This is a genomic window from Streptomyces sp. KL116D (assembly GCF_030766975.1).
GTDB classification, from domain to species: Bacteria; Actinomycetota; Actinomycetes; order Streptomycetales; family Streptomycetaceae; genus Streptomyces; species Streptomyces longispororuber_A.
Genome location: NZ_JASERH010000115.1, coordinates 58938 through 83746, shown reverse-complemented (window position 1 = coordinate 83746; position 24809 = coordinate 58938). Strand labels below are relative to the sequence as shown.

Here is a 24809-nt window from a genome sequence, read left to right as displayed (position 1 = left end):
TGCGTGCTTAGGGTTGGGGACTTCCGGGTAGCGACGATGGTTGCACGAGTGACGGTCCTGATACGCGCAGCGGGTGTCTCGCGGGGCCGTCTACCCGTTATCCGGCCGGATACGGGGGGAATCTTCCGGCCAGCTCGCGGACCTCCTCGCGCACCGTGCGGACGTCGACTACGTCACGTACGACACTCGACAGGAGCACCGCGATCCGGGCCGTCTCCGCCTCCCCCATGCCCTGCGTGGTGACGGCGGCGGTGCCCAGGCGCAGGCCGCGGCCCTCGCCGTGGGGCAGCGCGCAGGTGTCCAGGACCATGCCGGCGGAGGCCAGCCGGCCGCGGGCCGCCTGGCCGTCCGCGCCGAGCGGTGCCGGGTCGACCGTGACCAGATGGGTGTCGGTGCCGCCGGTGGTGACGGCGAAGCCCTCCGCCTCCAGGGCGCCGGCCAGCACCCGGGCATTGGCGACGACCTGGTGGGCGTACGCGGTGAAGGCCGGCGTCGACGCCTCGCCGAACGCGACCGCCTTGGCGGCGATCGTGTGCATCTGGGCGCCGCCCTGCGTGAACGGGAACACCGCCCGGTCCACCCGGTCCGCCAGCTCCGCCGAGCACATCAGCATGCCGCCGCGCGGGCCCCGCAGCACCTTGTGCGTGGTCGCGCAGACGATGTCGGCGTACGGGACGGGGTTCGGGGCCGCTCCCCCGGCGACGAGCCCGATGGGGTGCGCCGCGTCCGCGATGAGATGGGCGCCCACGTCGTCGGCGATCGCGCGGAAGGCCGCGTAGTCGATGTGCCGCGGATACGAGATCGAGCCGCACACGATGGCCTTGGGGCGGTGGGCGCGGGCGACCGAGCGGACCTGGTCGTAGTCGATGAGCCCGCTCTCCGGGTCGACGCCGTACGGCACGAAGTCGAACCAGCGGCCCGAGAAGTTCGCCGGGGAGCCGTGCGTGAGGTGACCGCCGGACGGCAGGCCCATGGCGAGGACGGTGTCGCCCGGGCGCAGCAGGACCGCGTACGCGGCCAGGACGGCCGAGGAGCCGCTGTGCGCCTGCACGTTGACGTGCTCGGCGCCGAACAGGGCCTTGGCCCGCTCGACCGCGATCCGCTCGGCCACGTCGACGAGCTCGCAGCCGCCGTGGTGGCGGGCGCCGGGGTAGCCCTCCGCGTACTTGTTGGCCAGCGGGGAGCCGAGGGCGGTGAGGACCGCGGGCGACGTGAAGTTCTCGGCCGCGACGAGCTGGAGGGAGTCGGCCTGACGGGCCGCCTCCCCGAGGAGGACCTCAGCCATCTCGGGATCCTGGCGGCGCAGCGCGTCCAGGGCGGCTGGTTCGGTGATCACCGGCATCTTCGGCTCCGGGCCTCGCGGTGGGAGGGGGTGCCTACCAATGTAGATCCGAAGGGGTGCGGCCGCCCGGCCTCACGTCACGGAGCTCTAGCGCTTGACGCCCGTCAGCGCGCTGACCACCGGGTCGAGCGCCTCGCTGATCTCGCCGCCCACCGACCGGAAGAACGGCAGCGGGGCCCCGTACGGGTCGTACACCTCGTCCGCCTCGACGGACGGGGCCAGGAGCCACCCGCGTAGAGCGGCCGCGGCCCGCACCAGGGCGCGTGCGCGCTCCACCACGCCGGCCTCCAGGGCGTCGGGCAGCGTGGCCGGGTCTATGGCCTGCACGAGCCGCGTGAACTCCTTCAGCGTGAACGTGCGCAGGCCCGCGCTGTGGCCCATCGAGATGACCTGCGCACGGTGGTCGCGGGTCGCCGTCAGGACCAGGTCGGCCCTTATGACGTGGTCGTCCAGGAGCTCGCGGCCGACGAAGCCGGACGGGTCCGCGCCGAAGTCGGCGAGGACCGTCTCGGCGTTGGCCTCCATGGGGGCGCCCTCGTGGCCCCAGGTGCCCGCGCTCTCCACGACGAGCCCGCCGGCCAGCCGGTCGCCGAGCCGCTCGGCGAGGGCGTGCCGGGTCAGCCGCTCGGTGATCGGCGAGCGGCACACGTTGCCGGTGCTGACGTGGAGGATGCGGAAGGAATCGCCGGGGAGCACCAGGGACTCCCCGTACTCGACGGCCTCGGTGCCTATGCCACGCCCCGTCTCAGGGGCTGTCAATTCGCCACCTCGAGGTCGGGTACGACCTTGCGCAGCTCGTCCGCGGTGAGCGAGCCCTCGCGGAGCAGCACCGGGACCTTCCCGGTCACGTCGACGATCGACGACGGGACGATGCCCGGGGTCGGACCGCCGTCGAGGTAGACGGAGACGGAGTCGCCGAGCATCTCCTGCGCGGCGTCGCAGTCCTCGGGAGCCGGGTGTCCCGTCAGGTTGGCGGAGGAGACGGCCATCGGGCCGACCTCGGTGAGCAGCTCGATGGCGACCGGGTGCAGCGGCATGCGGACGGCGACGGTGCCGCGGGTCTCCCCCAGGTCCCACTGGAGGGACGGCTGGTGCTTGGCGACGAGCGTGAGGGCGCCGGGCCAGAACGCGTCGACGAGCTCCCAGGCCATCTCGGAGAAGTCCGTGACGAGGCCGTGCAGCGTGTTCGGGGAGCCGATCAGCACGGGGCTCGGCATGTTGCGGCCGCGGCCCTTGGCCTCCAGGAGGTCACCGACGGCCTCGGGCGTGAACGCGTCGGCGCCGATCCCGTAGACGGTGTCGGTGGGCAGCACGACCAGCTCGCCGCGGCGGACGGCGGACGCGGCTTCGCGCAGACCGGTGGAGCGGTCGGTCGCGTCGTTGGTGTCGTAACGCCGTGCCATTTAGCGGGCCTCCTGCTCGAACTGCTCGTATACGTAACGGTGATCGGTCACGGCATCGCCTTGCGGGCGGTCGCGAACCGCGGCCGGTTGTTCAGGTCGGGGTGGTCGGCGGCGTCCGCCCAGCCCCGCTCCTCGGTGAAGATCCACGGCACCTGGCCGCCCTGGGTGTCCGCGTGCTCGATGACGACGACGCCGCCGGGGCGGAGCAGACGGTGGGCGGTGCGCTCGATGCCGCGGATCAGGTCGAGGCCGTCCTCACCGGAGAACAGCGCGAGGTCCGGGTCGTAGTCGCGGGCCTCGGGGGCGACGTACTCCCACTCGGTGAGCGGGATGTACGGCGGGTTCGAGACGACGAGGTCGACCTGTCCGTCGAGGTCGGGGAAGGCCGTCAGAGCGTCTCCCTGGCGCAGGTCAACCCTGGACCCCTCGACGTTCTTCCGCGTCCATTTGAGGGCGTCCTCGGACAGCTCCACGGCGTGGACGCGCGAGCGCGGGACCTCCTGGGCGAGCGCGAGGGCGATGGCCCCCGAGCCCGTACAGAGATCGACGATCAGCGGCTCGACGACGTCCATCGCGCGCACGGCGTCTATGGCCCAGCCGACGACCGACTCGGTCTCCGGGCGCGGCACGAAGACGCCGGGGCCCACCTGGAGCTCCAGATAACGGAAGTACGCGAGCCCGGTGATGTGCTGGAGCGGCTCGCGCGCCTCGCGGCGCGCCGTCGCCTCCCAGTACCGGGCGTCGAAGTCCGTGTCCTTCACCGTGTGCAGTTCGCCCCGCTTGACACCGTGCACGAACGCGGCGAGCTCCTCCGCGTCGTTGCGCGGCGAGGGCACGCCGGCGTCGGCCAGCCGCTGGGTGGCCTGGGCCACTTCCGCGAGCAGCAGGTTCACGCTGGTCCTCCGGGGCGATCTGTTGTACGGGCTTGCGCGGGTTACGCGGCGGCGAGCTTGGCTGCCGAGTCCGCGTCGACGCACGCCTGGATCACGGCGTCGAGCTCACCGTCGAGCACCTGATCCAAGTTGTACGCCTTGAAGCCGACTCGGTGGTCCGAGATGCGGTTCTCCGGGAAGTTGTACGTGCGGATCTTCTCGGAGCGGTCCACGGTGCGGACCTGGCTGCGCCGGGCGTCGGCCGCCTCGGCCTCGGCCTTCTCCTGGGCCGCGGCAAGGAGCCTGGAGCGCAGGATACGCATCGCCTGCTCCTTGTTCTGCAGCTGGCTCTTCTCGTTCTGGCAGGAGGCCACGACGCCCGTGGGGATGTGCGTGATGCGGACGGCGGAGTCCGTCGTGTTGACGGACTGCCCGCCCGGGCCCGACGAGCGGTAGACGTCGATGCGCAGGTCGTTCATGTTGATCTCGACGTCGACCTCCTCGGCCTCGGGCGTGACCAGCACGCCGGCGGCGGAGGTGTGGATGCGGCCCTGCGACTCGGTCGCGGGCACGCGCTGCACGCGGTGCACGCCGCCCTCGTACTTGAGGCGGGCCCAGACGCCCTGGCCGGGCTCGGTCGCGCCGTTGCCGCCCTTGGTCTTCACCGCGACCTGGACGTCCTTGTAGCCGCCCAGCTCGGACTCGGTGGAGTCGATGATCTCGGTCTTCCAGCCGACGCGCTCCGCGTACCGCAGGTACATGCGCAGCAGGTCGCCGGCGAACAGCGCCGACTCGTCGCCGCCGGCCCCGGCCTTGATCTCGAGGATGACGTCCTTGTCGTCGGACGGGTCGCGGGGCACCAGCAGCAGCCGCAGCTTCTCGGTGATCTCCTCGCGCTGCTTGTCGAGCTCCTTGACCTCGGCCGCGAAGTCCGGGTCGTCGGCGGCCAGTTCCTTGGCCGTCTCGATGTCGTCGCCGGTCTGCTTCCAGGAGCGGTACGTCGCGACGATCGGGGTGAGCTCGGCGTAGCGCTTGTTCAGCTTGCGCGCGTTCGCCTGGTCCGCGTGGACCGACGGGTCCGCGAGCTTCTTCTCCAGGTCGGCGTGCTCACCGATCAGGTCCTCGACGGCCTCGAACATCTCCGGCTCCTGCTTGTACGGGGGTCAAAAAAGGGGCTGCACCGCAAAGCGCCGGTCCCGGTGCCCCCGCGAAAGGGGCACCGGAGACCGGCGCTGGAGCCTCGCTACTTCTTGGCAGCGGCAGCCTTGCCGAAGCGGGCCTCGAAGCGGGCCACGCGGCCACCGGTGTCGAGGATCTTCTGCTTGCCCGTGTAGAACGGGTGGCACTCGGAGCAGACCTCGGCACGGACGGTGCCGGACGAGATCGTGCTACGGGTGGTGAACGACGCGCCACAGGTGCAGCTGACCTGCGTCTCGACGTACTCGGGGTGGATGTCGCGCTTCAAGGTGTCTCCTAGGTTCGGGAGGGCGCCGGGTCGCAGACGCGGATTGCGGGAGCGTGAACCGGAGCCGACGTACCAGTCTGCCAGGACTGGCCGCATCTCCCCAAACCGGGGTACGGCCGGAACTATTCCCGGCTACCTGACCACGCCGTCGGCCGTACCGGTCGCGGTGTCCTCGGTGGCGGCCTTCGGCACCGCCCGGTCGGCCTTGAGGGCCTTCCACACCTGGTCGGACTTGGTCTCGTCGACGAGGACGCGGTTGGCGTCGGCCGGGTCGTACTGGACCGGCAGCGTGACCATGTTCATGTCGTTGGAGCCGATGCCCTTGAGCCCGTTCGCGAACGAGGTCAGGTCCGTCACCGACGCCAGCTCGGAGTCCGTGGTCACGGACTTCGTGGCGGTGTCCGCGAGGTCGTACAGCTTTTTCGGGTTGGTGAAGACGCCGACGTGCTTGATCTGGTCCATCAGGGCCTTCATGAACGCCTGCTGGAGCTGGATGCGGCCCAGGTCGCTGCCGTCGCCGACGCCGTGCCGGGTGCGGACGAGGCCGAGGGCCTGCTCGCCGTCGAGCTGGTGGGTGCCGGCGTCGAGCTTCAGATGGCTGTCCGGGTCGTCGATCGCCTTGCTGGTGGTGACCTCGACGCCGCCGAGGTCGTCGATCAGCTCCTGGAAGCCGCTGAAGTCGACCTCGACGTAGTGGTCCATGCGGATGCCGCTGAGCGACTCGACGGTCTTGACCGCGCAGGCCGCGCCGCCGGTGGAGTAGGCCGAGTTGAACATGACGTCGTGCGCGGCCGGGTGCTCGGTGCCGTCCTTGCTCGTGCAGGACGGCCGGTCTATCAGCGTGTCCCGGGGTATCGAGACGATGCCGGCCTTCTTGTGGCCCTTGTAGATGTGGACGACCATCGCGGTGTCCGAGCGGGCCGAGCCCTCGTCCTGGCCGCCGCCGACCTTCTTGTTGTCACCGGCGCGGCTGTCGGAGCCGAGCACGAGGATGTCCTGCGAGCCGTTGTCGACGTTCTCGGGGCGGTCCGTGCCCAGCGCCGCGTTGATGTCCACGCTCTTGATGTTGCCGTTGAGCTTGAAGTAGACGTACCCGAGCCCGGTGCCGCCGAGGACGACCACGCCCGCGGCGCTCCACGCCACGATGCGCAGCGCCTTGCCGCGCCCGCTGCGTGGCTTGCGGCGGCGGCCCTTGGCGCGCCGGCGCCCGGGGGTGCTGTCACGGTCCGGCATGTGCTCCTCGCTGGTTTGTCTGCCCTGCTTCGGTGTGGCCCGCTTTGCTCTTCACCCCGTGTGACGGCGAACCGGGAAGAAGGGTTGCACAGCGAACTGTGTCCCCAGCGGGTACCCACACTCACGCAACGTAACGGGACCTTCGACCCTCACCCCTCTCACCTGCGCGTTTGTCACGTCCGGCCGCATGCTTCACAGAGCTGCCGGATTCTTATGCATGTGGTGAAGGTCTCCGGGGGCGCCCATGGAAAGGGCTGAGCCCCGCCGCGTGTGCGACGGGGCTCAGCCCGGACGAGACAGTTCCGCGAAGGGTCGGCGTCAGTCGTTGCCGTTGCCCGGAGCGGGCGTCGTCTTCTGGATCTGCAGCAGGAACTCCGCGTTGGACTTCGTCTGCTTCATCTTGTCGAGCAGCAGCTCGATCGCCTGCTGCTGGTCGAGCGCGTGCAGCACGCGACGCAGCTTCCAGGTGATCGCGAGCTCGTCGCTGCCGAGCAGGATCTCTTCCTTACGGGTACCGGACGCGTCGACGTCCACCGCCGGGAAGATGCGCTTGTCGGCGAGCTTCCGGTCGAGCTTGAGCTCCATGTTGCCGGTGCCCTTGAACTCCTCGAAGATCACCTCGTCCATGCGGGACCCGGTGTCCACCAGCGCGGTGGCGAGGATGGTCAGCGAACCGCCGTCCTCGATGTTGCGGGCCGCACCGAAGAAGCGCTTCGGCGGGTACAGGGCGGTCGAGTCGACACCACCGGACAGGATGCGGCCGGAGGCCGGCGCCGCCAGGTTGTAGGCGCGGCCCAGACGCGTGATGGAGTCGAGCAGCACGACGACGTCGTGGCCCAGCTCGACGAGACGCTTGGCGCGCTCGATGGCGAGCTCGGCGACCGTCGTGTGGTCCTCGGCCGGACGGTCGAAGGTCGAGGAGATGACCTCGCCCTTGACCGACCGCTGCATGTCGGTGACCTCTTCCGGACGCTCGTCGACCAGGACGACCATCAGGTGGCACTCGGGGTTGTTGTGCGTGATCGCGTTGGCGATCGCCTGCATGATCATGGTCTTGCCGGTCTTCGGCGGGGCCACGATCAGACCGCGCTGGCCCTTACCGATCGGCGACACGAGGTCGATGATGCGGGTGGTCAGCACGCCCGGGTCCGTCTCCAGGCGGAGGCGGTCCTGCGGGTACAGGGGCGTCAGCTTGTTGAACTCCGGGCGCCCGCGGCCGGATTCGGCCGCCATGCCGTTCGCCGAGTCGAGGCGGACGAGCGCGTTGAACTTCTCGCGGCGCTCGCCTTCCTTCGGCTGACGGACCGCACCGGTGACGTGGTCACCCTTGCGCAGGCCGTTCTTGCGGACCTGGGCGAGGGAGACGTAGACGTCGTTGGGACCCGGCAGGTAGCCCGACGTACGGATGAAGGCGTAGTTGTCGAGGATGTCGAGGATGCCCGCGACGGGGATCAGGACGTCGTCCTCGGAGACCTGCGGCTCGTTGCCGAAGTCGTCGCGCCCACGACGGCCGCGGCGGTCGCGGTAACGGCCCCGGCGGCCACGGCGGCCACCCTCGAAGTCGTCGTCGTCCTGCGGGCCGTTGTTGCGGTCGCGGTCGCGGTCCTGACGGCCGCCGCCACCCTGCTGCTGCCGGTCCTGACGGCCGCCCTGGTCCTTGTTGCCCTGGCCCTGGTCGTCGCCCTTGCCGCCGCGGCGGTCGCGGTCGCGGCCACCACGGTCACGGCGGTCGCGGCGCTCACGACGGCCCTCGTTGCCGCCGTCCTGACCGTCGCCCTTGTTCTCCGCCTGGTTGTCCTGCTTCTGCTCCGTCTTCACGGAGCCGGCCTCGGCGGCGACGGTCTCCGGGCTGCCCGCCTCGGCGGTGGCACGGCGCCGGCGGCGCTCGCCGGCCGGCTGCTCGTCCCCGGCGCCCTGGCCCGGGATGTCGATCTGCTGCTGGGCGGTGGCCTTCTTCGCCTTGGCGTCGGCGGCCTCGGCCTTGTCCGCCTTGGCGGCGGTCTTCGCGGGCGCGGCGTCGGCCGCGGGCTCGTCGCCGGTGCGGGCCTTCGAGGTGGCCCGGCGCTTCGGCTTCGCCTCGGCGGCGTCGGCGCTCTTCGCGGGGGCACCGCCGCCCGCCTGCGCCTCCTTGATGACCTCGATCAGCTGGCTCTTGCGCATCCGCGCGGTGCCCCTGATGCCGAGGCCCGATGCGACCTGCTGCAGCTCGGCCAGCACCATGCCGTCAAGGCCGGTACCGCGGCGCCGCCGGGAGCCCGAAGCACCGGAGGCGGGCGCGGCAGAGGCGTCCGCAGAGGACGCGGCGGGCGCGGCAGCAGAGCTGTCGGCAGTCACGCCCATCAGATCGGTGGTGTCGCTCACGAAGGGTCCTTCCCTGGAGCGGACGTCGGCCTGTCTGGCTCGGCGACCGGTTGTGCTGTCCGGCGGTGGTCCTGCCTGTAAGGACCGTGCCGGGGCGGTTGTCCGCCGATGAGGCGGGAGAATTCATTGGTGACGGCGATTCGCGATTCCGCGGGTGCACTGAATTTCTGTGTCACGCGGCTCGATCACGCCGGTTCCGGAGCATGCACGACAGCAATCAGAGCCGCGTCCCGACGTGCAAGGACACTGCGCAGAATTGCTGGGGAGGCTCCCGGAAGAATGGTTGTCCCGGACGGGGACACACAGCACCTCGCCATGGTGGGGTCGGGTGCAGACTTGAGGTTAACACTACCGGATCCAACAAACATTCCCCCTCTCGAAATCCGGCAACCGACGCTTTTGATCAGATGCCGGAGGAGCCCAGCGGCAGCACGCTCGCTCCGTCGACGTCGAGGGCCAGACGGTTGGCCGCCCACCCCTCGCCGGCCAGCCGGGCGACCTTGTCGGCCGCGCCGTCCTCCACCAGGGCGATGACCGTCGGCCCCGCCCCGGAGATCATCGCGGGCACCCCGTCGGCCCGCAGCCGCTCCACCAGTGCGGCACTCTCCGGCATCGCCGGAGCCCGGTACTCCTGGTGGAGACGGTCCTCGGTGGCCGGCAGCAGCAGCTCGGGGCGCCTGGTCAGCGCCTCGACGAGCAGGGCCGCCCGGCCCGCGTTGGCCGCGGCGTCCACATGGGGGACGGTGCGCGGCAGCAGTCCTCGCGCCATTTCGGTGAGGACCGGCTTCCCCGGTACGAAAACCACCGGAACGATGGAACCGGCCGCGTCGAGGCGGATCGCCCGCCCCGCGCCGGCCTCCATCCAGGCGATGGTGAAACCGCCGAGCAGGCAGGGGGCCACGTTGTCGGGGTGGCCCTCGATCTCGGTGGCGAGCTCCAGCAGCGCGGTGTCGTCGAGCCGGGCGTCACCGCCTATGGTCACGGCCCGCGCGGCGACGACCGCCGCGACGATGGCGGCGGAGGAGGAGCCGAGGCCGCGGCCGTGCGGGATCCGGTTGGCGCAGACGATCTCGAGGCCGCGCGGCTGCCCGCCGAGCAGGTCGAAGGCCGTGCGCAGGGACCGTACGAGGAGGTGCGACTCGTCGCGCGGCAGGGTCTCGGAGCCCTCACCTGCGATGTCGATGTTCAGCCCGGAGTCGGCGACCCTGACGACCACGTCGTCGTAGAGCCCCAGCGACAGGCCGAGGCTGTCGAAGCCCGGGCCGAGGTTGGCGCTGGTGGCGGGGACGCGCACCCTGACGGCGGCGGCGCGGAACGCGGGACCGGCCATCGCTCGATGACTCTCCTTGAGCTGCGGGATGTTTCGAAAACTTCCGAGACTTCCGATGTCTTGTGCTGCGTAGGACGACACCCGGGCCGCGAAGAACTCAATGGCGGCGGCACCACGGCATATGCGGTGGGCGGGTTCGGTACAGCCTATCGAAGGAAGGTTCTGTGGCGACATAGGGCGCACAGGAGGCGCACGATGCGTGTCGTAAGCCCCCTGTGCACCCCCTGTGCGGATACGTCCAGTTGACGGCGTATCAGCGGCTGTGCCGGACCGTCAGGCGAGGCCGAGACGCTCCGCCGCGGCGGCCGCGTCGACCGGCACGGTGACCGGCTGCGGGGCGCCGGCGACGGCCCAGTCGGGATCCTTCAGACCGTTGCCCGTGACGGTGCAGACGATCTTCTGGCCCCGGTCGACCTTGCCCTGCTCGGCGGCCTTCAGCAGACCGGCGACGGACGCGGCGGACGCGGGCTCGACGAAGACGCCCTCCTGGGACGCCAACAGCTTGTAGGCGCGCAGGATCTCACGGTCCGTCACCTCGTCGATGAAGCCGCCGGACTCGTCGCGCGCGGCGAGCGCGTAGTTCCACGACGCCGGGTTCCCGATGCGGATTGCGGTCGCGATGGTCGACGGGTCCTTGACGACCTCGCCGCGCACGATCGGCGCGGAACCGGAAGCCTGGAAGCCCCACATGCGCGGCGTACGGGACGACACTCCGTCGGCCGCGTACTCCTTGTAGCCCTTCCAGTAGGCCGTGATGTTTCCGGCGTTGCCGACCGGCAGGACGTGGATGTCGGGGGCGTCGCCGAGCGCGTCCACGATCTCGAACGAGCCGGTCTTCTGGCCCTCGATGCGGAACGGGTTGACGGAGTTGACCAGCGCCACCGGGTAGTTCTCGGAGAGGCCGCGGGCCAGGTTCAGGCAGTCGTCGAAGTTGCCGTCGACCTGGAGGATCTTCGAGCCGTAGACCAGCGCCTGGCCCATCTTGCCGAGCGCGATCTTGCCGCGCGGCACGAGCACCGCGCAGACCATTCCGGCGCGCACCGCGTAGGCCGCGGCGGACGCCGACGTGTTGCCGGTGGAGGCGCAGATGACGGCCTGCGCGCCCTCCTCCTTGGCCTTGGTGATGGCCATGGTCATGCCGCGGTCCTTGAAGGAGCCGGTGGGGTTGGCGCCCTCGACCTTCAGGTGGACCTCACAGCCCGTGCGCTCGGAGAGCACCTGCGCGGGCACGAGCGGCGTGCCGCCCTCGCGCAGCGTCACGACCGGCGTGGTGTCGGTCACCGGGAGCCGGTCCCGGTACTCCTCGATGATGCCGCGCCACTGGTGGGTCATTCCGGTCATCCCTGCTACTCCCCTTCAACACGCATGATGCTGGCGACACCGCGCACGGTGTCGAGCTGACGCAGCGCGTCCACGGTCCCGGTGAGGGCCGCGTCCGCCGCGCGGTGGGTGACGACGACGAGGGAGGCCTCGCCGTCCTTCCCCGACTGCCGCACGGTGTCGATGGAGACCCCGTGCTCGGCGAAGACCGTCGCGACCTGGGCGAGGACACCCGGCTTGTCGGCCACGTCGAGGCTGATGTGGTACCGCGTCACGACGTCGCCCATCGGGGAGACGGGCAGCTGCGTGTACGCGGAGTCGCCGGGTCCCGTCGCGCCGTTGAGGCGGTTGCGGCAGACGGCGACGAGGTCGCCGAGAACGGCGGACGCGGTCGGCGAACCGCCGGCACCGGGCCCGTAGAACATCAACTGACCCGCGGCCTCGGCCTCGACGAACACGGCGTTGTACGCGCCGCGCACGGAGGCGAGCGGGTGGTCGAGCGGGATCATCGCGGGGTGCACGCGGGCGGTGACGGAACCCCCGTCGGCGGCCCGCTCACAGATGGCGAGCAGCTTGATGGTGCAGCCCATCTCCTTCGCGGAAGCGAAGTCGGCGGCGGTCACCTCGGTCATGCCCTCGCGGTACACGTCGTCGAGCCGGACCCGGGTGTGGAAGGCGATCCCGGCGAGGATGGCGGCCTTGGCGGCGGCGTCGAAGCCCTCGACGTCGGCGGTCGGGTCGGCCTCCGCGTACCCCAGGGCGGTGGCCTCGTCGAGGGCCTCCTGGTAGCCGGCGCCGGTCGAGTCCATCTTGTCGAGGATGAAGTTCGTGGTGCCGTTCACGATCCCGAGGACGCGGTTGACCTTGTCGCCGGCGAGCGACTCGCGCAGCGGCCGGATCAGCGGGATGGCACCGGCCACGGCGGCTTCGTAGTACAGGTCGGCGTCGTGGTCGAGGGCCGCGGCGTGCAGGGCCTCGCCGTCCTGGGCGAGCAGCGCCTTGTTGGCCGAGACGACGGAGGCGCCGTGCTCGAAGGCGGTGGTGATGAGGGAGCGCGCGGGCTCGATCCCTCCGATGACTTCGACGACCACGTCGATGTCGCCGCGTTTGACGAGCGCGGTGGCGTCGGTGGTGACGAGCGCGGGGTCGATGCCCTCGCGCACCTTCGAGGGACGCCGGACGGCGACACCCGCGAGCTCCACGGGAGCGCCGATCCGGGCGGCGAGGTCATCGGCGTGCGTCGTCATGATGCGCGCCACCTCTGAGCCGACGACCCCACAGCCCAGCAGCGCCACCTTCAGCGGACGCGTACGCATCATCCGACCTCGTTTCCTCTACTGCTTCTCGAACGCCGACGTGTCTCGACGGATGTCGACGGTTCTCTACGGTGGAACCAGTCTCACCCACCGGACCGGGGTTTCCGCCCCTGGTCCGGATCGTGAGACGGATATTTCATTTATCCGACGTCGAGACGCAGGAGATCTTCCTCCGTCTCACGCCGGACGATCACCCGGGCCGCACCGTCGCGCACGGCGACGACGGGCGGGCGAAGTGCGTGGTTGTAGTTGCTGGCCATGGAGCGGCAGTACGCGCCGGTGGCCGGGACGGCGATCAGGTCGCCCGGCGCGACGTCGGCCGGCAGGAACGCGTCCTTGACCACGATGTCGCCACTCTCACAGTGCTTGCCGACGACCCGGACCAGCGCGGGCTCGGCGTCGGAGCGGCGCGAGACGAGGGCGACGGTGTACTCGGCGTCGTAGAGCGCGGTGCGAATGTTGTCGGACATGCCGCCGTCGACGGAGACGTAGGTCCGCAGGCCGTCGAGCGGCTTGACGGTGCCGACGGTGTACAGCGTGAAGGCGGTCGGGCCGACGATGGCGCGCCCCGGCTCGACGGAGATCCGAGGGGTCCTCAAGGAAGCGGCCTCGCACTCGCGCGTCACGATCTCGTTGAGCGCCTTGGCGATCTCGTGCGGCTCGCGCGGGTCGTCGTCGCTGGTGTACGCGATGCCGAGGCCACCGCCGAGGTCGATCTCGGGCAGCTCGACGCCGTGCTCGTCGCGGATCTCGGCGAGCAGGCCGACGACGCGGCGGGCGGCGACCTCGAAGCCTGCCATGTCGAAGATCTGCGACCCGATGTGCGAGTGGATGCCGATGAGCTCCAGGCCGTCCAGCTTCAGCGCCCGGCGCACGGCCTCGGCGGCCTGCCCGCCCGCGAGCGCGATGCCGAACTTCTGGTCCTCGTGCGCGGTGGCGATGAACTCGTGGGTGTGGGCCTCGACGCCCACCGTCACGCGGATCTGCACGCGCTGCCGCTTGCCGAGCCGGTCGGCGACGTGGGCGACGCGCACGATCTCCTGGAAGGAGTCGAGAACGATGCGCCCGACACCGGCTTCGACGGCGCGCTCGATCTCCTCCTCCGTCTTGTTGTTGCCGTGGAAGGCGATGCGCTCGGCGGGCATTCCCGCGGAGAGCGCGGTGGTCAGCTCACCGCCCGAGCAGACGTCCAGATTGAGGCCCTCCTCGTGCAGCCAGCGCACGACGGCCCGGGACAGGAACGCCTTGCCCGCGTAGAAGACGTCCGCGTCCGGGCCGAAGGCGTCGCGCCACGCGGCGCACCGGGCCCGGAAGTCGGCCTCGTCGAGGAAGTACGCGGGGGTGCCGAACTCCTCGGCGAGCCGGGCCACCTCGATGCCGCCGACGCTGACGGCGCCGTCGGCGGCGCGCGTGACGGTCTGCGCCCAGACCTTCGGGTCGAGGACGTTCAGGTCGGCCGGCGGCGCGGCGTAGTGACCCTCGGGCAGGACGTCGGCGTGGCGGGGGCCTGCGGGATGTGCGGAACGGCTCATGGCTGCGGTGCGCTCTCTTCTTTACAGATGTTCCGGGGCGTCGATGCCGAGCAGGGTCAGGCCGCCTGCGAGCACCGTCCCGGCGGCTTCGGCGAGCGCGAGCCGGGCGCGGTGGGCGGCCGAGGGTTTCTCCTCGCCCTGCGGCAGTACGGCGCCGGCCAGCGGGAGCAGGGCGTCGGCGACGTCGACGAGGTGGCGGGCGAGACGGTCGGGGGCGCGGTGCCGGGCGGCCGCGGCGAGGACGCGCGGATGATCGGCGAGAACGGCCACGAGGTCGTCGTGGCCGGACGGGTCACCGGGGGTGCGGGTGAACCCGAGGTCCGCCGCGTTCCTGGTCAGGGCGCGGCTGCGGGCGTGGGCGTACCGGACGCGGAAGAGCGGGTTGCCCGCGCGCTGGGAGAGGTGCTCGGCGCCGAGCCGCGGCCGGTCGTGGGCGGCGGGGTGGAGCAGGGCCCAGCGGGCGGCGTCGCGGCCTAGGGGGGTGGGGTCGGCGGGCGCGGGCACGGGCCGGACGTTCACGGTGAGGGGGGCGGGGGCGTCGTCGGTACCGAACGCGTCGACGCCGACACCGAGCACACCGCCCCATTCCGGCAGCGGGTCAGCGGCACAACTCGTGCGCACGAGAACACCCTGGGAGCGCAGGACACGGGCGGCGGCGTCCATCACGACGACGGCCCTGACCTCGTGCGCGGCGTGCAACTGCACGCGCTCCCCGGTGGGCGCCTCGACGAACCCGTACCGCCGCCCGGCCCGGAGGATCTCCTCGACGAGTCGTACGGGGGCGGAACCCCTGAGGCTGAAATTGAGGAAACCCGGGCCGGTGACGACGACGTCGCCGATGCCGTCCGTGTCGCCCAGGTACGCCCTGAGGACCTCGGCGACCTGCCGCGGCGACCGGCCGGCGGGCCCGGCCAGCTGCAGCGCGACGTTCGTGGCGTAGTCGCCGCGGCCGCCCGGCCGGGCCCGCTCCACGACGATCCGCCCACTCCCGGCCTCGCCCGCGGCAGCGTCGAGCCGACCGTCGTCGACCGCGCGGCGCACGGCGCGCAGGACGGTGCTGGAGAGCTCGGCGGGGGTCACGGGGTAAGCGTATGGGAGGAGGGGGGTGGGTAGGCGAGTCGGTTTCCCCGATGGTCCGGTATGCGGACGGGTGGGCCGGCCACGTCTCGGCGTCGGTCGGTCCCGTCTCGGCACGTCGGTCGGCCGCTTCTCGGCATCCCGGTCGGCCACGTGTCGACGTCGATCGGCCATGTCTTGGCACGCCGGTCGGCCACGTGTTGGCCTCGGTCGATCCCGTCTTGGCACGCCGGTCGGCCACGTGTCGGCGTCGGTCGGCCACGTCTCGGCACGCCGGTCGGGATCGGTCGGCGCGGTCCGGACTGATCCACACGGAGCCGTGCCCCGGTCCGCACCGGGGTCAGGCATCGGGCGTGGGGCCCGCGTGGGGTTGTCGGCCGTGCGGCCCGCGGCGGCTGTGGGTCCCCATCCCCGGAATCGTGCGGACGGGTTGCTGGGCCACCCCTCGGTACCGACCCACACCGGTCAAGCGTCGGCCGTGCGGCCTGCGTGGGGTTGTGGGTCCCCTTCCCCGGGATCGGCGGACTCGTCACCGCGCGACCGCGACGACTTCCCCCGCTCCCTCAACTGCCGTACTACCCGCACCAGTTCGCCCGGTTCGAAGGGCTTGGCCAGAAAGGCGTCGACGCCGACGTCGAGCCCGCTCTCCACTTCGTACTGCGTACAGGCGCTCACCACGACGATCGGCAGCCCGCTGGTCCGGGCGTCTCCTCGCAGCCGGGCGGCGGTCCGCAGGCCGTCGAGGCGCGGCATGACCACGTCCAGCGTGACGACGTCGGGCCTTACCTGGTGCACGACGTCCAGGCATTCGGCACCGTCGGCCGCGGTCACGACCTCGAAGCCCTCCAGCTCGAGATTGACCCTGATCAGCTGCCGGATCACCTTGTTGTCGTCCACGACAAGGACCCGGCCGGACGCGCCTGACACAACTCGAGAGTAGGTCGACGTCGGCCACCGCGTCCGGGTTTTCCCCACTTCCGCCCCGTACAGGGGACCCGACCCCCTCCGGGCCCCCCGAAATACCTGTTCATGAGGACCCCGGGTGAGCTGGTAGGGTTCTACCCGTCGCCACGCACCACGTGGCAACGCCCCCGTAGCTCAGGGGATAGAGCAACGGCCTCCGGAGCCGTGTGCGCAGGTTCGAATCCTGCCGGGGGCACACTGTGTAAGTGTGCCTAAGACCCCGTCACCAGCGGAAACGCTGAGGCCGGGGTCTTCTTGCATTTGCAGGCATGTGCAGCCGTAGGCCGCCCTGAGCGGCCCTATGTCGCAGTCTGTGGACTATTCGTGGACAGGATCTTGGAGCGTTGTCCCAGGTCAGCCAGCGCAAACGACGAAGGCCCCCAGACGGATCCAGGGGCCACGCGCACGCGTTGGGGCTCAGGCTCGTATCTCTCGCACCAGGGCATTGGTGTCGTCGCACAGTTCCAGAGTGAACCGGAGGCCGAAGCGGCTGAGCAGGCCAGCGAGGTCGTCGAGGCGCTGGGGGGCGATGACTCCGTTGAGCAGGACTTCTCGCCCCTCGATCAGATCCAGCTCAAGTCGCGCCCAATTGGTCTCCACCTCATAGCCGTACCAGGACGACGAGCGCGACGACCAGCCGGCTCGGACAAAGGCAGCGGCGACGGGCGACGCGTCTCGGCAACCTTGCACAACGCCACTGACGTTGTTGTCGACGTCGGTCCACTGCGGATCGAGACCCTGACCGCCATCGGATATGTCCACGGGCGGAGTATGCGACATCGAAGCGAGTCCATTCACTCGTATTCTCGAAGCAGATCTTCAATGCGGCGATTCGCAACTTCCTGCCGACCGTCCAAGCACTTGGCATACCGACCGAGCAGGACCTCCACGCTGTTTCCAGCACGCTCGGCAACTTCGGTCGGGTCTACGCCAGCGTTGAGCCACGTCGACAGAGCGGAGTGCCGCAGGTCGTACGGACGTCGTGCCAGTGGGGAGGCGACCGCGGCCGGCGGGAGAGCGAGCTGCCTTGCCTCCTGCCAGGCCCGCGAGTACGTCGAGGAGGCCACCACTCCCCCGCCTTCGCTGTAGAAGAGACGACCATCCGCAGCGGTGCCGAAGGTGTCGAGGTGTTCGCGCAGCACAGCCACCAGCTGAGGCGGGATCGGGACACGTCGTACATCCTCGGCGGGACGGTTCTTGAGACCCCGATCGTCATGGCTCTCGCCGGAGTCGGTCCACTGCTTGCCCACGCTCGGACGGGTCCGATGCAGGGTGACCGTGCCCCAACCAACCTCGGGAAGAACGAGATCAGGTTCTGCGAGCCCAACCGCCTCGGCGGGACGCAGGCCGGCGAAGTACATGCAGGCAAAAAGCCCGACGAGTCTCCGGCCGCGAGACCGCTTGTAGCCTCCGACGTACGACACTGCGTAGAGGAGCGCCCGAGCCTGTTGAGGATTGGCCACCACCCGCGGATCCACCTCACTGGACACTTTGGGCTTCTGCCAGCGCACCGCGGCCAGAGGATTCTCCTTGAACTCCCCCAAGTCCACGGCGTAGTGCAGGGCGTTCACGAAGGTGCGTCGCTTGCGCCGTACGGTCTCCGCAGCCGCGGCCTTGCCGTCGAGACGCAGTTTGAACGAATCGAGCACCGCACGAGCTTTCACCGGGTCGCCCAAGTCGTTCAGCGGTTGCGACGCCTTCGACACCCAGTGCAGTGCGTTCGCAACGTCCTTCGAGAGCTGCCGGTCATCGGGTCCGGGCAGCACGAACGCCCAGTTCCTCAGCGCCTTTCGGAGCAGGTCATCTGCCGGGCGCCCTGGACGCTCTTCCAGCATCGCCAGTGTCACCGAAGTGAGCGACTCATTGATTCCATCGCGTGTGTTGGGCGCGGCGTGCGGCCACTTCATCGCGAGGTAGCGGAGGGCGAAGGCGTACCACGTAACGGTCGGCCGACTGTCCGCCATCGAATGCGGCAGCCCCGTAGCGTCGTCAAATTCCTCGCCCTCACGCGTTGCTCGGAGCAGCTTGGCGCGGTAGTGGTCAGCCAGCGCTTTCGTGCGGAACGACTCCGACATGACGTTGCCGGCCACGGACCAGCGCACGTCGTAAGCGGGACGCTTGGTGGGGCGCTTTCGGACGCCCCAGATCTTCACGTCGAGTGACTTCACGCAGCCTTCTCCAGACCACGCAGCCAAGCATCAAAGTCGCTCCGCCACACCCGGAGCTCGCCATTGGGGAGCTTGAACGCTTCCGGTGCTTGGCCGAGCTCCCGCCAACGGTAGAACGTGCGCCGAGAGACGCTCTTCAGCTCGTCCAAGATTTCCTTGACGGTCATGAGTTCGTCTGTCACTGCGACGCTCCTTCCAAGGCGAGTTCGTCGCGTAGGGCCTCCCGTGCTGTCTCACGGTTGAGTTGGAGGTCGTGGGCGATGGTGGCGGCGAGGGCGGATTCGCCGGGAGTGTGGCCGTGCCCGGCGTATTGCCAGTGGGCGAGGACCGAGGTGGTGTCCGGTTCGGGCAGGCCGAGGGATTCGCGTTGCTGTGCGGCGCGGTAGTCGGCGCGGACCTGCCGGCGGGCGCCGAAAGTGGAGGAGTAGCGGCGGGACTTGGTGAGGAAGTGACCGCGAAAGCCAAGCATGTGCGCCCAGGCCCACAGCCTCCGGTCCGGGAAGAGCGGATCGAGGTCGTGGCAGGCCCGGATCAGTCGCCGGGCGTGGTCGGGGACGTCGGCGCGGTCGAGTTCGGCGAACTCGCCGATGCGTCGGTCCAGGGCTCCGGTGGTCTCGGCTGCTTTGGTGGCGTACTTGGCGACGTAGGAGGCAACCGCCTGTTCGGTGACTTCTCCCCCGTCGTCGAAGGCCTTGATGGGGCGGACGTCGAGCTGGGCACCCCAGCGCAGGGTGCGGGCCGGCTGGTCACCACGGGCGGGTACGGGCACGGTGACGTAGGGGTGCGCGGCGGCGGCCCGGATGGCGTCGGCGAGGAGGTCGAGGCTGGCCCAGGCCGGTGGAGGGGTATCAGGTCCGTCGGGTCCGTCGAGGCGGATGACGGCGTGGAAGTGGATCGCGCCGCGCTTCTGGAATTCGGCGACCTTGTTGAACGAGAGCCGGGCGGTCTCGCGGAACTTGGTCTGGGTCAGGCCGGCCGCGGCGGCGAGTTCGCGGCGGAGCCGGTTGGTGAAGCGGTGCCATAGCTCCCCGGCGTGGTTGTTGAACAGCACAGCGCCGGCGTAGTCGTACGTTGCCGGATCGAGCGCGGTACCCAGGGCCGGATCGTCCTCCGCGTGGCGTGTACCGCAGCCGCAGCGTCCGGTGTCGGGCCGGTTATGGACCGACCCGAACGAAGGGGCGGTCAGGGTGACGAAGACCCGGGGCCGTTCACGGACTGTGGCGGGGATGTTCATGCGGTCGTCGCCCGTCAGGCCGGCGCGCACCAGTTGGTAGGCATCTCCGGCGTAGAGGTAGGCGCAGGGCTCGCAGCGGGAGGCCCGGCGGTTGCCGCAGGCGATACGAAGCCGGCCGCCCGGCTGGTCTGCCGTAGTGGTGTGGTGCAGCACGGCACCGGTGGTCTTGTCTGTGGTGGTGGACCAGCCGGTCAGGTGGATCGGATTGGCGCAGCCGCCGGTGCGGCGGATCTGTTCGCGCCAGCGATCGAAGTCCGGAGCCGAGGCGACACGCAGCAGATCGTGCAGGACGATCGGATCCAGGGTGGTGGTTTCAGGCACGGGCCAGCACCTCCCGTACCGCGTCCACAAGCTGTGGGGTCGGTGTCCACAGGCCCCGGGCTCCGGGACAGGCGAGCGGTCGGGGCAGGGGGCGGACGTCGGCGAGCTTCCAGTGCCATTGGTCGGGGGTGGACCACAGGGTGCAATACCCGTCGCTGGGGTGGCAGTCGACGAGCCGGCCCACCGCAACCACCACGCCGCGGGGCTGAGGGCGGACAAGGAAGGGGCGAGCGAGCGGGAGTTCGTGGGCGTGGCGGTCGGTGGTCATCCCGGCGTGGATGAGGATCCAGCCGCGGTAGTCGGGGGCCCAGGAGCGGTTCTCTACTCGCTTAGTGCCGTAGGCGATGCAGGAGGCCCAGGGCTGCCACAAGGTCAAGGCGCGGACTGGGGCGCTCATGCCGTCACGGCGATCTGTGCGGCGCGGGCCGGGCGGGTGGTGCCGGTGCCGTGGCAGGTGGTGCAGTGTGCGGTGATGGTGCGCAGGTGGCCGTGTCGGTCGCGTCCGCCGAGGGTGACCTTGACGGAGGCGAAGCCGTCGCAGTCCCGGCAGATGCGTGCGCGGGCAGGGGGATGCTGGGCCATGATGGAACTTCCTTCCGGATCTCTGGTTCGGGCAGGAGGCACGGCTCCGGAGCGGACGAAACTTGCCGGTAGAGGCCGCTCCGGGGCCGGTCAGCGGCGGTTGTCGGTGGTGAGGATGGAGCGGACCACCACGGCGACGACGGCGAGGGATCCGGCGGTGATGGCAACCGCGAGGAGCATGGAAACCAGCACGGCGCCGATGACGAGCACGACAGCGGTGCCTCCGCCGACGAGCAGGGCGATCGAGCCGGGAGTGAGCTGCACCGTGGGCCGTGCCGCAGCCGGCGCGGGGGCGATCGGGGCTGGGGTGTGGTGTTGGCAGCCGCACGGCGCCTGAGTCGAGGGTTGCGGGGCGATGGTTCCCAGGGTGGTGACGACGGGGATGATCTCGCCGGAGGGCTGTTCGTTGATCGGGACGCGGGGCCTGAGCATGATGGAACTCCCTTCAGATCAGGGCTACTTGGTGGTGTGGTTGACGATCGTTGTTCCGGTCTTGGCACCGGACTCGATGGCGGGGGCAAGAAAGGTGTCCGCGAGGAGGAAGCCGCCCAGCAGGAGGACGACGATCACCCACGTCGGGGGCCGGTAGAGGCGGATCCCGAAGTAGCCGAGTACGGCGATGACCAGGACCAGGGGCAGTTCGACGTCCATGACGAGGGCCTTTCAAGCGAGTTGGGCGGCGAGGGAGTCGGCCATCGGTGCGGGGACACCGAGGCGGGCGCGCAGGGTGGCCGCGTCAATCGGGTCGCCGGTCGCGGCGCGGTGCGCATCGGCGATCTTCTGAGCGCGCTCTACCAGGGCGGGCGGGACGTTCACCGGGGCCGGGGCCGGGGCCGGGGGCAGGGCGGGGGCCGGTTCTGGGGCATCGAGCGGTTCGGCAGACGGCTCGGGCACGGGTGCCAGGGCGCCGGTGTCGTTGTCCGGTGCCGGGCGGGCGGTGGCGTGGTCGGCGGTGTGGGCGAGGAGGGTGCCGCCGAGGAAGGCGAGCGCGGGCCAGCCGGCGACCAGGAACCGCAGCCACGCGGGAGCGTGGGCGAGGTCGAGGAATCCGGCGGTGGCGACGTTCGCACCGAGCGAGGCGACCAGGGCGATCAGGAACCAGCACCAGGCCAGCCGGGAAGGTCCTACGTTGCGCAGCCGGCGCCACGCGGCGACCAGCAGCAGATCAACGGAGATCGGGTAGGCCCAGGCCTTCCAGCCGTCTTGTCCGGCTGCTTCAGCGAGATCATGCAGGTGGGCGAAAGACAGGGCACCGGCGATCACGGCCTGTACGAGTACGGCATCGGGGCGGATCGAACGGTTCATTTCTCTTCACCTCCTTCAGGGGGTTGGGGCCGGGGCCGGGCGGGGCTCACAAGGTCCAGCCGCCCGGTCCCGGCGGTGTTCAGTCGGTGGCTTCGCCCGAGCCGAGGCAGGCCAGGCACAGGCCGGTTTGCTGGTCATCGGTGGTGCGCTGCTTACGGCCACCAACCCGGACCGGGATGAAGATCTCTCCGGAGCCCTTGCAGGTGCCGCACTTCTTCGCGGCCGGGGCGGGGCGGACAGTTCGCTTCTTGGTGGGCACGTTCACCACCCACCCTCGGAGCCGTTGGTCGGCGGGAGTCGGTAGAGGGACGAGGCCTCATCCAGCGGCAGGGACAGGGCCAAGGCGCTACCGACGACATCGGCGAAGTGCTGGTCTGCCAGGGGGTGTTCGGCGTACTGGACGAGAAAGCCGAGCATGAGCACGGTGCGGTTGAGGTCCTCACAGGAGGCGCACATTGCCGTTCCTTTCCGGTGTCGGGCATGGCGGGGGTAGGGACCTGGCGCGAGGCGGTCACGCCGACCGGACTGCGAGGGGGTGCTACGGGGCCGATGTCGCAGCCGGCGCCGACAGCGCAGCCACGGGCCGGTAAGCGGCGAGGGCCGGGAGATCGGGCGTCAGGTGGGCGAACTCGCGGCACACCGAGACGACTTCGCCGATCGAGGTCTTCGGCGTGCGGATCCGGGTCCACGTGCCCGAGGAGTCACCGGCCACGGCCATACCGGCGCGCTCGGAGGCGATCGCGGTAGCGGCTTTCACGGCGAGGTCGTTGATGTCGCCGAGGCCCATTTCGGCGGTCTGCTTGTCGTTGCAGCGGTGCGTGACCCGGTTGGTGAGCTGGGCCCGCAGGGCGGTGGCGCCCTTGCCGAGTTCGGAGCCGAAGCGCTGCCCGGCGATCTCCAGGTGGATGCCGACCGCGCGGGAGAGCTGGGCGAGGCGGACCAGCTGGGTGACCATGCGGTCCCGGCGGGGAGCGTCGATCTTGGAGGCGACCAGGAACAGTTCGGCGATCTCGTCGATCAGGACCACGATCGGCACCGGACGGAGCTTGGGAGGCAGGCCCCAGATGTCGGAGGTGATGTCTTCCAGCGGCGTGCCCGGGTCGATCCCTTGGTGCAGGCACAGCAGGTCGAAGCGGTCTTCCATCTCGCCGACGAGGGCATCGAGCAGGCCGTCCGCCTCATCCGGGGTGGTGGCCAGCGCGGTCAGTCGCGGGGCGAAGGGGCCCTGTTCCACGCCGCGCTTGCAGTCGATGCCGACCAGGGCGACGTCCAATGGTGCGAGGGCCTTGATCAGGCAGCGTTGGAACATCGACTTGCCGGACTTGGTGGCGCCCAGGGTCAGCCCCTGCGGGGATTCCTGGTAGTTGCGCACGTAGGGGCGGCCGTCTTCGCGCAGGGCGACCACGACGGACAGCGGCCCCGCAGCGAGCCGGCGCGGCATCCGCACCCGGGCCAGGATGTCGAAGGACGTCATCCGCAGCTCGACGACCCCGGGCCGCAGTTCGGTGACGTGCATCGAGTGCACGCCCCAGGCGTGCCGGAGCCGTTCCGCAGACTTCTCCACGTGTTCGGGGGCCAGGCCAGCGGGGAGCTTCATCCGCAGCCGCATGCCGGTCGCGGTGGGGCGGATCCGGCGCACCTTCGGGATACCGGGACGGGCCACGTCGTCGGAGCCGGATGCCCTCTTGGCGAAGACCTTCCACCACGGCGGGGAGACCGTCAGCTCACATGCTTCGAGGGTTTCGCGGTAGGAGGCGAACACCCGCACCAGCGCGGCCGGGAAGCCGAACAGCAACCAGTACGCGGTCGGAGCCTTGGCCCGCAGGACCAGCGCGAGGACCACCACCGCGGTGACGGTTAAGAGCAGTTCGGTCATGGCTGATCAGCCCTTGCCGTTGGAGCCGGCCGTCGTGAGGGTCTTCGCCGTGACCGCGATCGCGCGGTAGCTGATGCCGTGCCCGAAGTCGTTCTCCCACGGGCGGGCCACCAGGCCGGGAAACTCCACCGGCAGGCCCGGAACGAGATCCGGCTGAATGCCGTCCTCGGCGACCACGATCGTCAGCGCGTCTGGACGACCGTCCACGATCACGGCCACGTTCACGTTGAACAGGGTCTTGCCCGTCGTGCGGTCGGTCGCGATCTCGCCGGTGTCCTTGTTCTTGACCTTGGGCTCCGGGGTCTGGATCAACATGACCGTCATGGCGGCGGTGTCCACAGGGATCTGACGCATGAAGCGCTCCTCGATGAGATCTACTTGACGTACTTAGTACGTCAACATTGATTCGAGACTGCACCTGTCTTACTTGGTGTGTCAAGTGGTTGGTCTCGACTCGTGTCCGAGCAATGTGCTGCACTAGGTACAACAAGCACTGAGAGGGGCTATGGCCGACTTCACCGCCGAGCGCGCCGCGTACTTGCAGATCGCCGACGAGTTCAAGCGCAAGATCCAAGAGGGTGAACTGGCGCCCGGCGACAAGCTGCCGTCAGAGTCCGAGCTGATGACTCGTCACAGCGTCTCGCGCACCGTCGCACGACAGGCGATCTCGCGGCTTCGCGAGGACGGCTACGCGCTCTCCCACCAGGGGAAGGGAAGCTTCGCGGCCTTGCCAGGCTCGGAAGCGAGCGCGAAACGCAGCCCCGAGTACGAGCAGATCACCGAGTACCTGTCGGAGGTTCGTCGGGACGTTCGTCGCCTCGCCGAGAGGATGGACCAGCTTGAGGATCTCCTGCGACAACAGACGAAAGACAAGTGATCACCGCATCAGCGCGGTGCGTTAACTCCACTACCTCGTCGCCAAGCCCTTCAATCTGTTTGAGTAGCTCCAACCGCTCTGCCGGGGTCAGTGCCATCACGGCCCCCTCGTCGACTGTTCGATCTGACAACCCCTCGGACAGTCAGCAACGCTAGAACCGGCCCGCAGCACTACCCCGGAAAAACTCTCCGGGGTCGCGCGAAGAGACGGGGAGACGCTCTTGCCATGCGAG

28 protein-coding genes and 1 tRNA gene are annotated in these 24809 nt (G+C 70.0%); 2 read left to right on the top strand and 27 right to left on the bottom strand.

Annotation, left to right across the window (positions count from 1 at the left end):
- Positions 1–97: 97 nt before the first annotated feature.
- From glyA to RBJ77_RS44505, 14 genes are all read right to left on the bottom strand, one after another.
- Positions 98–1342 carry a serine hydroxymethyltransferase gene (gene glyA / locus RBJ77_RS44570; protein ID WP_372350215.1) on the bottom strand — a complete coding sequence of 415 codons (1245 nt, stop codon included), beginning with the start codon at positions 1340–1342 and terminating at the stop codon, positions 98–100.
- Between the two features lie 87 nt (positions 1343–1429).
- Positions 1430–2101, bottom strand: coding sequence for a protein-tyrosine-phosphatase (locus RBJ77_RS44565; RefSeq protein ID WP_372350214.1), 672 nt, complete (start codon positions 2099–2101; stop codon positions 1430–1432).
- Entirely contained in the window at positions 2098–2745 is a 648-nt protein-coding gene (locus RBJ77_RS44560; protein ID WP_372350213.1) for an L-threonylcarbamoyladenylate synthase, read from the bottom strand. Before RBJ77_RS44560 ends, RBJ77_RS44565 begins: the two co-directional genes overlap by 4 nt.
- 47 nt (positions 2746–2792) lie before the next feature.
- The gene (prmC, locus tag RBJ77_RS44555) at positions 2793–3638 is read right to left on the bottom strand and encodes a peptide chain release factor N(5)-glutamine methyltransferase (RefSeq protein WP_255975785.1); all 846 of its coding nucleotides are present in this window, start codon (positions 3636–3638) and stop codon (positions 2793–2795) included.
- A 41-nt stretch (positions 3639–3679) separates the two neighbouring features.
- Positions 3680–4756, bottom strand: coding sequence for a peptide chain release factor 1 (gene prfA / locus RBJ77_RS44550; RefSeq protein WP_255975787.1), 1077 nt, complete (start codon positions 4754–4756; stop codon positions 3680–3682).
- A 104-nt stretch (positions 4757–4860) separates the two neighbouring features.
- A complete protein-coding gene (gene rpmE, locus RBJ77_RS44545) occupies positions 4861–5082 on the bottom strand; it encodes a 50S ribosomal protein L31 (RefSeq protein ID WP_010984345.1) in 222 nt (73 codons plus the stop codon).
- Between the two features lie 132 nt (positions 5083–5214).
- On the bottom strand, positions 5215–6315 hold the full coding sequence (locus tag RBJ77_RS44540) for an LCP family protein (RefSeq protein ID WP_372350212.1): 1101 nt from the start codon (positions 6313–6315) through the stop codon (positions 5215–5217).
- Between the two features lie 318 nt (positions 6316–6633).
- Entirely contained in the window at positions 6634–8676 is a 2043-nt protein-coding gene (rho, locus tag RBJ77_RS44535) for a transcription termination factor Rho (RefSeq protein ID WP_372350211.1), read from the bottom strand.
- A gap of 403 nt (positions 8677–9079) precedes the next feature.
- Positions 9080–10006 (bottom strand): homoserine kinase, encoded by a 927-nt coding sequence (thrB, locus tag RBJ77_RS44530; protein ID WP_372350210.1) that lies wholly within the window; start codon positions 10004–10006, stop codon positions 9080–9082.
- A gap of 273 nt (positions 10007–10279) precedes the next feature.
- A complete protein-coding gene (thrC, locus tag RBJ77_RS44525; protein WP_372350241.1) occupies positions 10280–11338 on the bottom strand; it encodes a threonine synthase in 1059 nt (352 codons plus the stop codon).
- A 14-nt stretch (positions 11339–11352) separates the two neighbouring features.
- Positions 11353–12645, bottom strand: a complete 1293-nt coding sequence (locus RBJ77_RS44520) for a homoserine dehydrogenase (RefSeq protein ID WP_255975795.1) — start codon at positions 12643–12645, stop codon at positions 11353–11355.
- A 137-nt stretch (positions 12646–12782) separates the two neighbouring features.
- Positions 12783–14174 (bottom strand): diaminopimelate decarboxylase, encoded by a 1392-nt coding sequence (lysA, locus tag RBJ77_RS44515; protein WP_372350209.1) that lies wholly within the window; start codon positions 14172–14174, stop codon positions 12783–12785.
- A gap of 21 nt (positions 14175–14195) precedes the next feature.
- The gene (nrtL, locus tag RBJ77_RS44510; protein ID WP_372350208.1) at positions 14196–15254 is read right to left on the bottom strand and encodes an ArgS-related anticodon-binding protein NrtL; all 1059 of its coding nucleotides are present in this window, start codon (positions 15252–15254) and stop codon (positions 14196–14198) included.
- A gap of 462 nt (positions 15255–15716) precedes the next feature.
- Positions 15717–16226 (bottom strand): response regulator, encoded by a 510-nt coding sequence (locus tag RBJ77_RS44505; protein WP_255983086.1) that lies wholly within the window; start codon positions 16224–16226, stop codon positions 15717–15719.
- 112 nt (positions 16227–16338) lie between these two features.
- Between RBJ77_RS44505 and RBJ77_RS44500 the strand changes: the two genes are divergently transcribed.
- Positions 16339–16410: transfer RNA gene (locus RBJ77_RS44500), tRNA-Arg, on the top strand.
- A gap of 221 nt (positions 16411–16631) precedes the next feature.
- Here the strand turns inward: RBJ77_RS44500 and RBJ77_RS44495 are convergent.
- From RBJ77_RS44495 to RBJ77_RS44435, 13 genes are all read right to left on the bottom strand, one after another.
- A complete protein-coding gene (locus RBJ77_RS44495; protein WP_372350207.1) occupies positions 16632–16976 on the bottom strand; it encodes a hypothetical protein in 345 nt (114 codons plus the stop codon).
- A gap of 32 nt (positions 16977–17008) precedes the next feature.
- Positions 17009–18382: a tyrosine-type recombinase/integrase gene (locus RBJ77_RS44490; protein WP_372350206.1), complete on the bottom strand. Its 1374-nt coding sequence runs from the start codon at positions 18380–18382 to the stop codon at positions 17009–17011.
- Entirely contained in the window at positions 18379–18549 is a 171-nt protein-coding gene (locus RBJ77_RS44485) for a helix-turn-helix transcriptional regulator (RefSeq protein ID WP_372350240.1), read from the bottom strand. The genes RBJ77_RS44490 and RBJ77_RS44485 overlap by 4 nt, the downstream gene beginning before the upstream one ends.
- An 11-nt stretch (positions 18550–18560) precedes the next feature.
- Positions 18561–19937 (bottom strand): replication initiator protein RepSA, encoded by a 1377-nt coding sequence (gene repSA / locus RBJ77_RS44480; RefSeq protein ID WP_372350205.1) that lies wholly within the window; start codon positions 19935–19937, stop codon positions 18561–18563.
- Positions 19930–20334, bottom strand: coding sequence for an ASCH domain-containing protein (locus RBJ77_RS44475; protein ID WP_372350204.1), 405 nt, complete (start codon positions 20332–20334; stop codon positions 19930–19932). Before RBJ77_RS44475 ends, repSA begins: the two co-directional genes overlap by 8 nt.
- Entirely contained in the window at positions 20331–20519 is a 189-nt protein-coding gene (locus RBJ77_RS44470) for a hypothetical protein (RefSeq protein ID WP_372350203.1), read from the bottom strand. Before RBJ77_RS44470 ends, RBJ77_RS44475 begins: the two co-directional genes overlap by 4 nt.
- A gap of 90 nt (positions 20520–20609) precedes the next feature.
- Positions 20610–20951, bottom strand: a complete 342-nt coding sequence (locus tag RBJ77_RS44465; RefSeq protein WP_372350202.1) for a SpdD-like protein — start codon at positions 20949–20951, stop codon at positions 20610–20612.
- Positions 20952–20975: 24 nt separating this feature from the next.
- Positions 20976–21170 carry a hypothetical protein gene (locus tag RBJ77_RS44460; RefSeq protein ID WP_372350201.1) on the bottom strand — a complete coding sequence of 65 codons (195 nt, stop codon included), beginning with the start codon at positions 21168–21170 and terminating at the stop codon, positions 20976–20978.
- 12 nt (positions 21171–21182) lie between these two features.
- A complete protein-coding gene (locus RBJ77_RS44455) occupies positions 21183–21824 on the bottom strand; it encodes a DUF2637 domain-containing protein (RefSeq protein ID WP_372350200.1) in 642 nt (213 codons plus the stop codon).
- Between the two features lie 79 nt (positions 21825–21903).
- Complete coding sequence (locus tag RBJ77_RS44450; protein ID WP_372350199.1) at positions 21904–22083, bottom strand: hypothetical protein; 180 nt, start codon at positions 22081–22083, stop codon at positions 21904–21906.
- A gap of 2 nt (positions 22084–22085) precedes the next feature.
- On the bottom strand, positions 22086–22280 hold the full coding sequence (locus RBJ77_RS44445; RefSeq protein WP_372350198.1) for a hypothetical protein: 195 nt from the start codon (positions 22278–22280) through the stop codon (positions 22086–22088).
- An 82-nt stretch (positions 22281–22362) separates the two neighbouring features.
- Positions 22363–23700, bottom strand: a complete 1338-nt coding sequence (locus RBJ77_RS44440) for an FtsK/SpoIIIE domain-containing protein (protein ID WP_372350197.1) — start codon at positions 23698–23700, stop codon at positions 22363–22365.
- A 6-nt stretch (positions 23701–23706) separates the two neighbouring features.
- On the bottom strand, positions 23707–24054 hold the full coding sequence (locus tag RBJ77_RS44435) for a hypothetical protein (protein ID WP_372350196.1): 348 nt from the start codon (positions 24052–24054) through the stop codon (positions 23707–23709).
- Between the two features lie 151 nt (positions 24055–24205).
- Here RBJ77_RS44435 and RBJ77_RS44430 point away from each other — a divergent pair, with 151 nt between their 5' ends.
- Positions 24206–24577, top strand: a complete 372-nt coding sequence (locus RBJ77_RS44430; RefSeq protein ID WP_372350195.1) for a winged helix-turn-helix domain-containing protein — start codon at positions 24206–24208, stop codon at positions 24575–24577.
- Positions 24578–24809 lie beyond the last annotated feature (232 nt).

What these genes read in the sequence shown, in the direction of transcription:
- glyA (WP_372350215.1), bottom strand. Translation starts at nt 1,342, where the DNA reads ATGCCGGTGATCACCGAACCAGCCGCCCTGGACGCGCTGCGCCGCCAG.
- RBJ77_RS44560 (WP_372350213.1), bottom strand. Translation starts at nt 2,745, where the DNA reads ATGGCACGGCGTTACGACACCAACGACGCGACCGACCGCTCCACCGGT.
- prfA (WP_255975787.1), bottom strand. Translation starts at nt 4,756, where the DNA reads ATGTTCGAGGCCGTCGAGGACCTGATCGGTGAGCACGCCGACCTGGAG.
- RBJ77_RS44540 (WP_372350212.1), bottom strand. Translation starts at nt 6,315, where the DNA reads ATGCCGGACCGTGACAGCACCCCCGGGCGCCGGCGCGCCAAGGGCCGC.
- thrB (WP_372350210.1), bottom strand. Translation starts at nt 10,006, where the DNA reads ATGGCCGGTCCCGCGTTCCGCGCCGCCGCCGTCAGGGTGCGCGTCCCC.
- thrC (WP_372350241.1), bottom strand. Translation starts at nt 11,338, where the DNA reads ATGACCCACCAGTGGCGCGGCATCATCGAGGAGTACCGGGACCGGCTC.
- RBJ77_RS44520 (WP_255975795.1), bottom strand. Translation starts at nt 12,645, where the DNA reads ATGATGCGTACGCGTCCGCTGAAGGTGGCGCTGCTGGGCTGTGGGGTC.
- lysA (WP_372350209.1), bottom strand. Translation starts at nt 14,174, where the DNA reads ATGAGCCGTTCCGCACATCCCGCAGGCCCCCGCCACGCCGACGTCCTG.
- RBJ77_RS44485 (WP_372350240.1), bottom strand. Translation starts at nt 18,549, where the DNA reads ATGACCGTCAAGGAAATCTTGGACGAGCTGAAGAGCGTCTCTCGGCGC.
- RBJ77_RS44475 (WP_372350204.1), bottom strand. Translation starts at nt 20,334, where the DNA reads ATGAGCGCCCCAGTCCGCGCCTTGACCTTGTGGCAGCCCTGGGCCTCC.
- RBJ77_RS44470 (WP_372350203.1), bottom strand. Translation starts at nt 20,519, where the DNA reads ATGGCCCAGCATCCCCCTGCCCGCGCACGCATCTGCCGGGACTGCGAC.
- RBJ77_RS44465 (WP_372350202.1), bottom strand. Translation starts at nt 20,951, where the DNA reads ATGCTCAGGCCCCGCGTCCCGATCAACGAACAGCCCTCCGGCGAGATC.
- RBJ77_RS44460 (WP_372350201.1), bottom strand. Translation starts at nt 21,170, where the DNA reads ATGGACGTCGAACTGCCCCTGGTCCTGGTCATCGCCGTACTCGGCTAC.
- RBJ77_RS44455 (WP_372350200.1), bottom strand. Translation starts at nt 21,824, where the DNA reads ATGAACCGTTCGATCCGCCCCGATGCCGTACTCGTACAGGCCGTGATC.
- RBJ77_RS44445 (WP_372350198.1), bottom strand. Translation starts at nt 22,280, where the DNA reads ATGTGCGCCTCCTGTGAGGACCTCAACCGCACCGTGCTCATGCTCGGC.
- RBJ77_RS44440 (WP_372350197.1), bottom strand. Translation starts at nt 23,700, where the DNA reads ATGACCGAACTGCTCTTAACCGTCACCGCGGTGGTGGTCCTCGCGCTG.
- RBJ77_RS44435 (WP_372350196.1), bottom strand. Translation starts at nt 24,054, where the DNA reads ATGCGTCAGATCCCTGTGGACACCGCCGCCATGACGGTCATGTTGATC.
- RBJ77_RS44430 (WP_372350195.1), top strand. Translation starts at nt 24,206, where the DNA reads ATGGCCGACTTCACCGCCGAGCGCGCCGCGTACTTGCAGATCGCCGAC.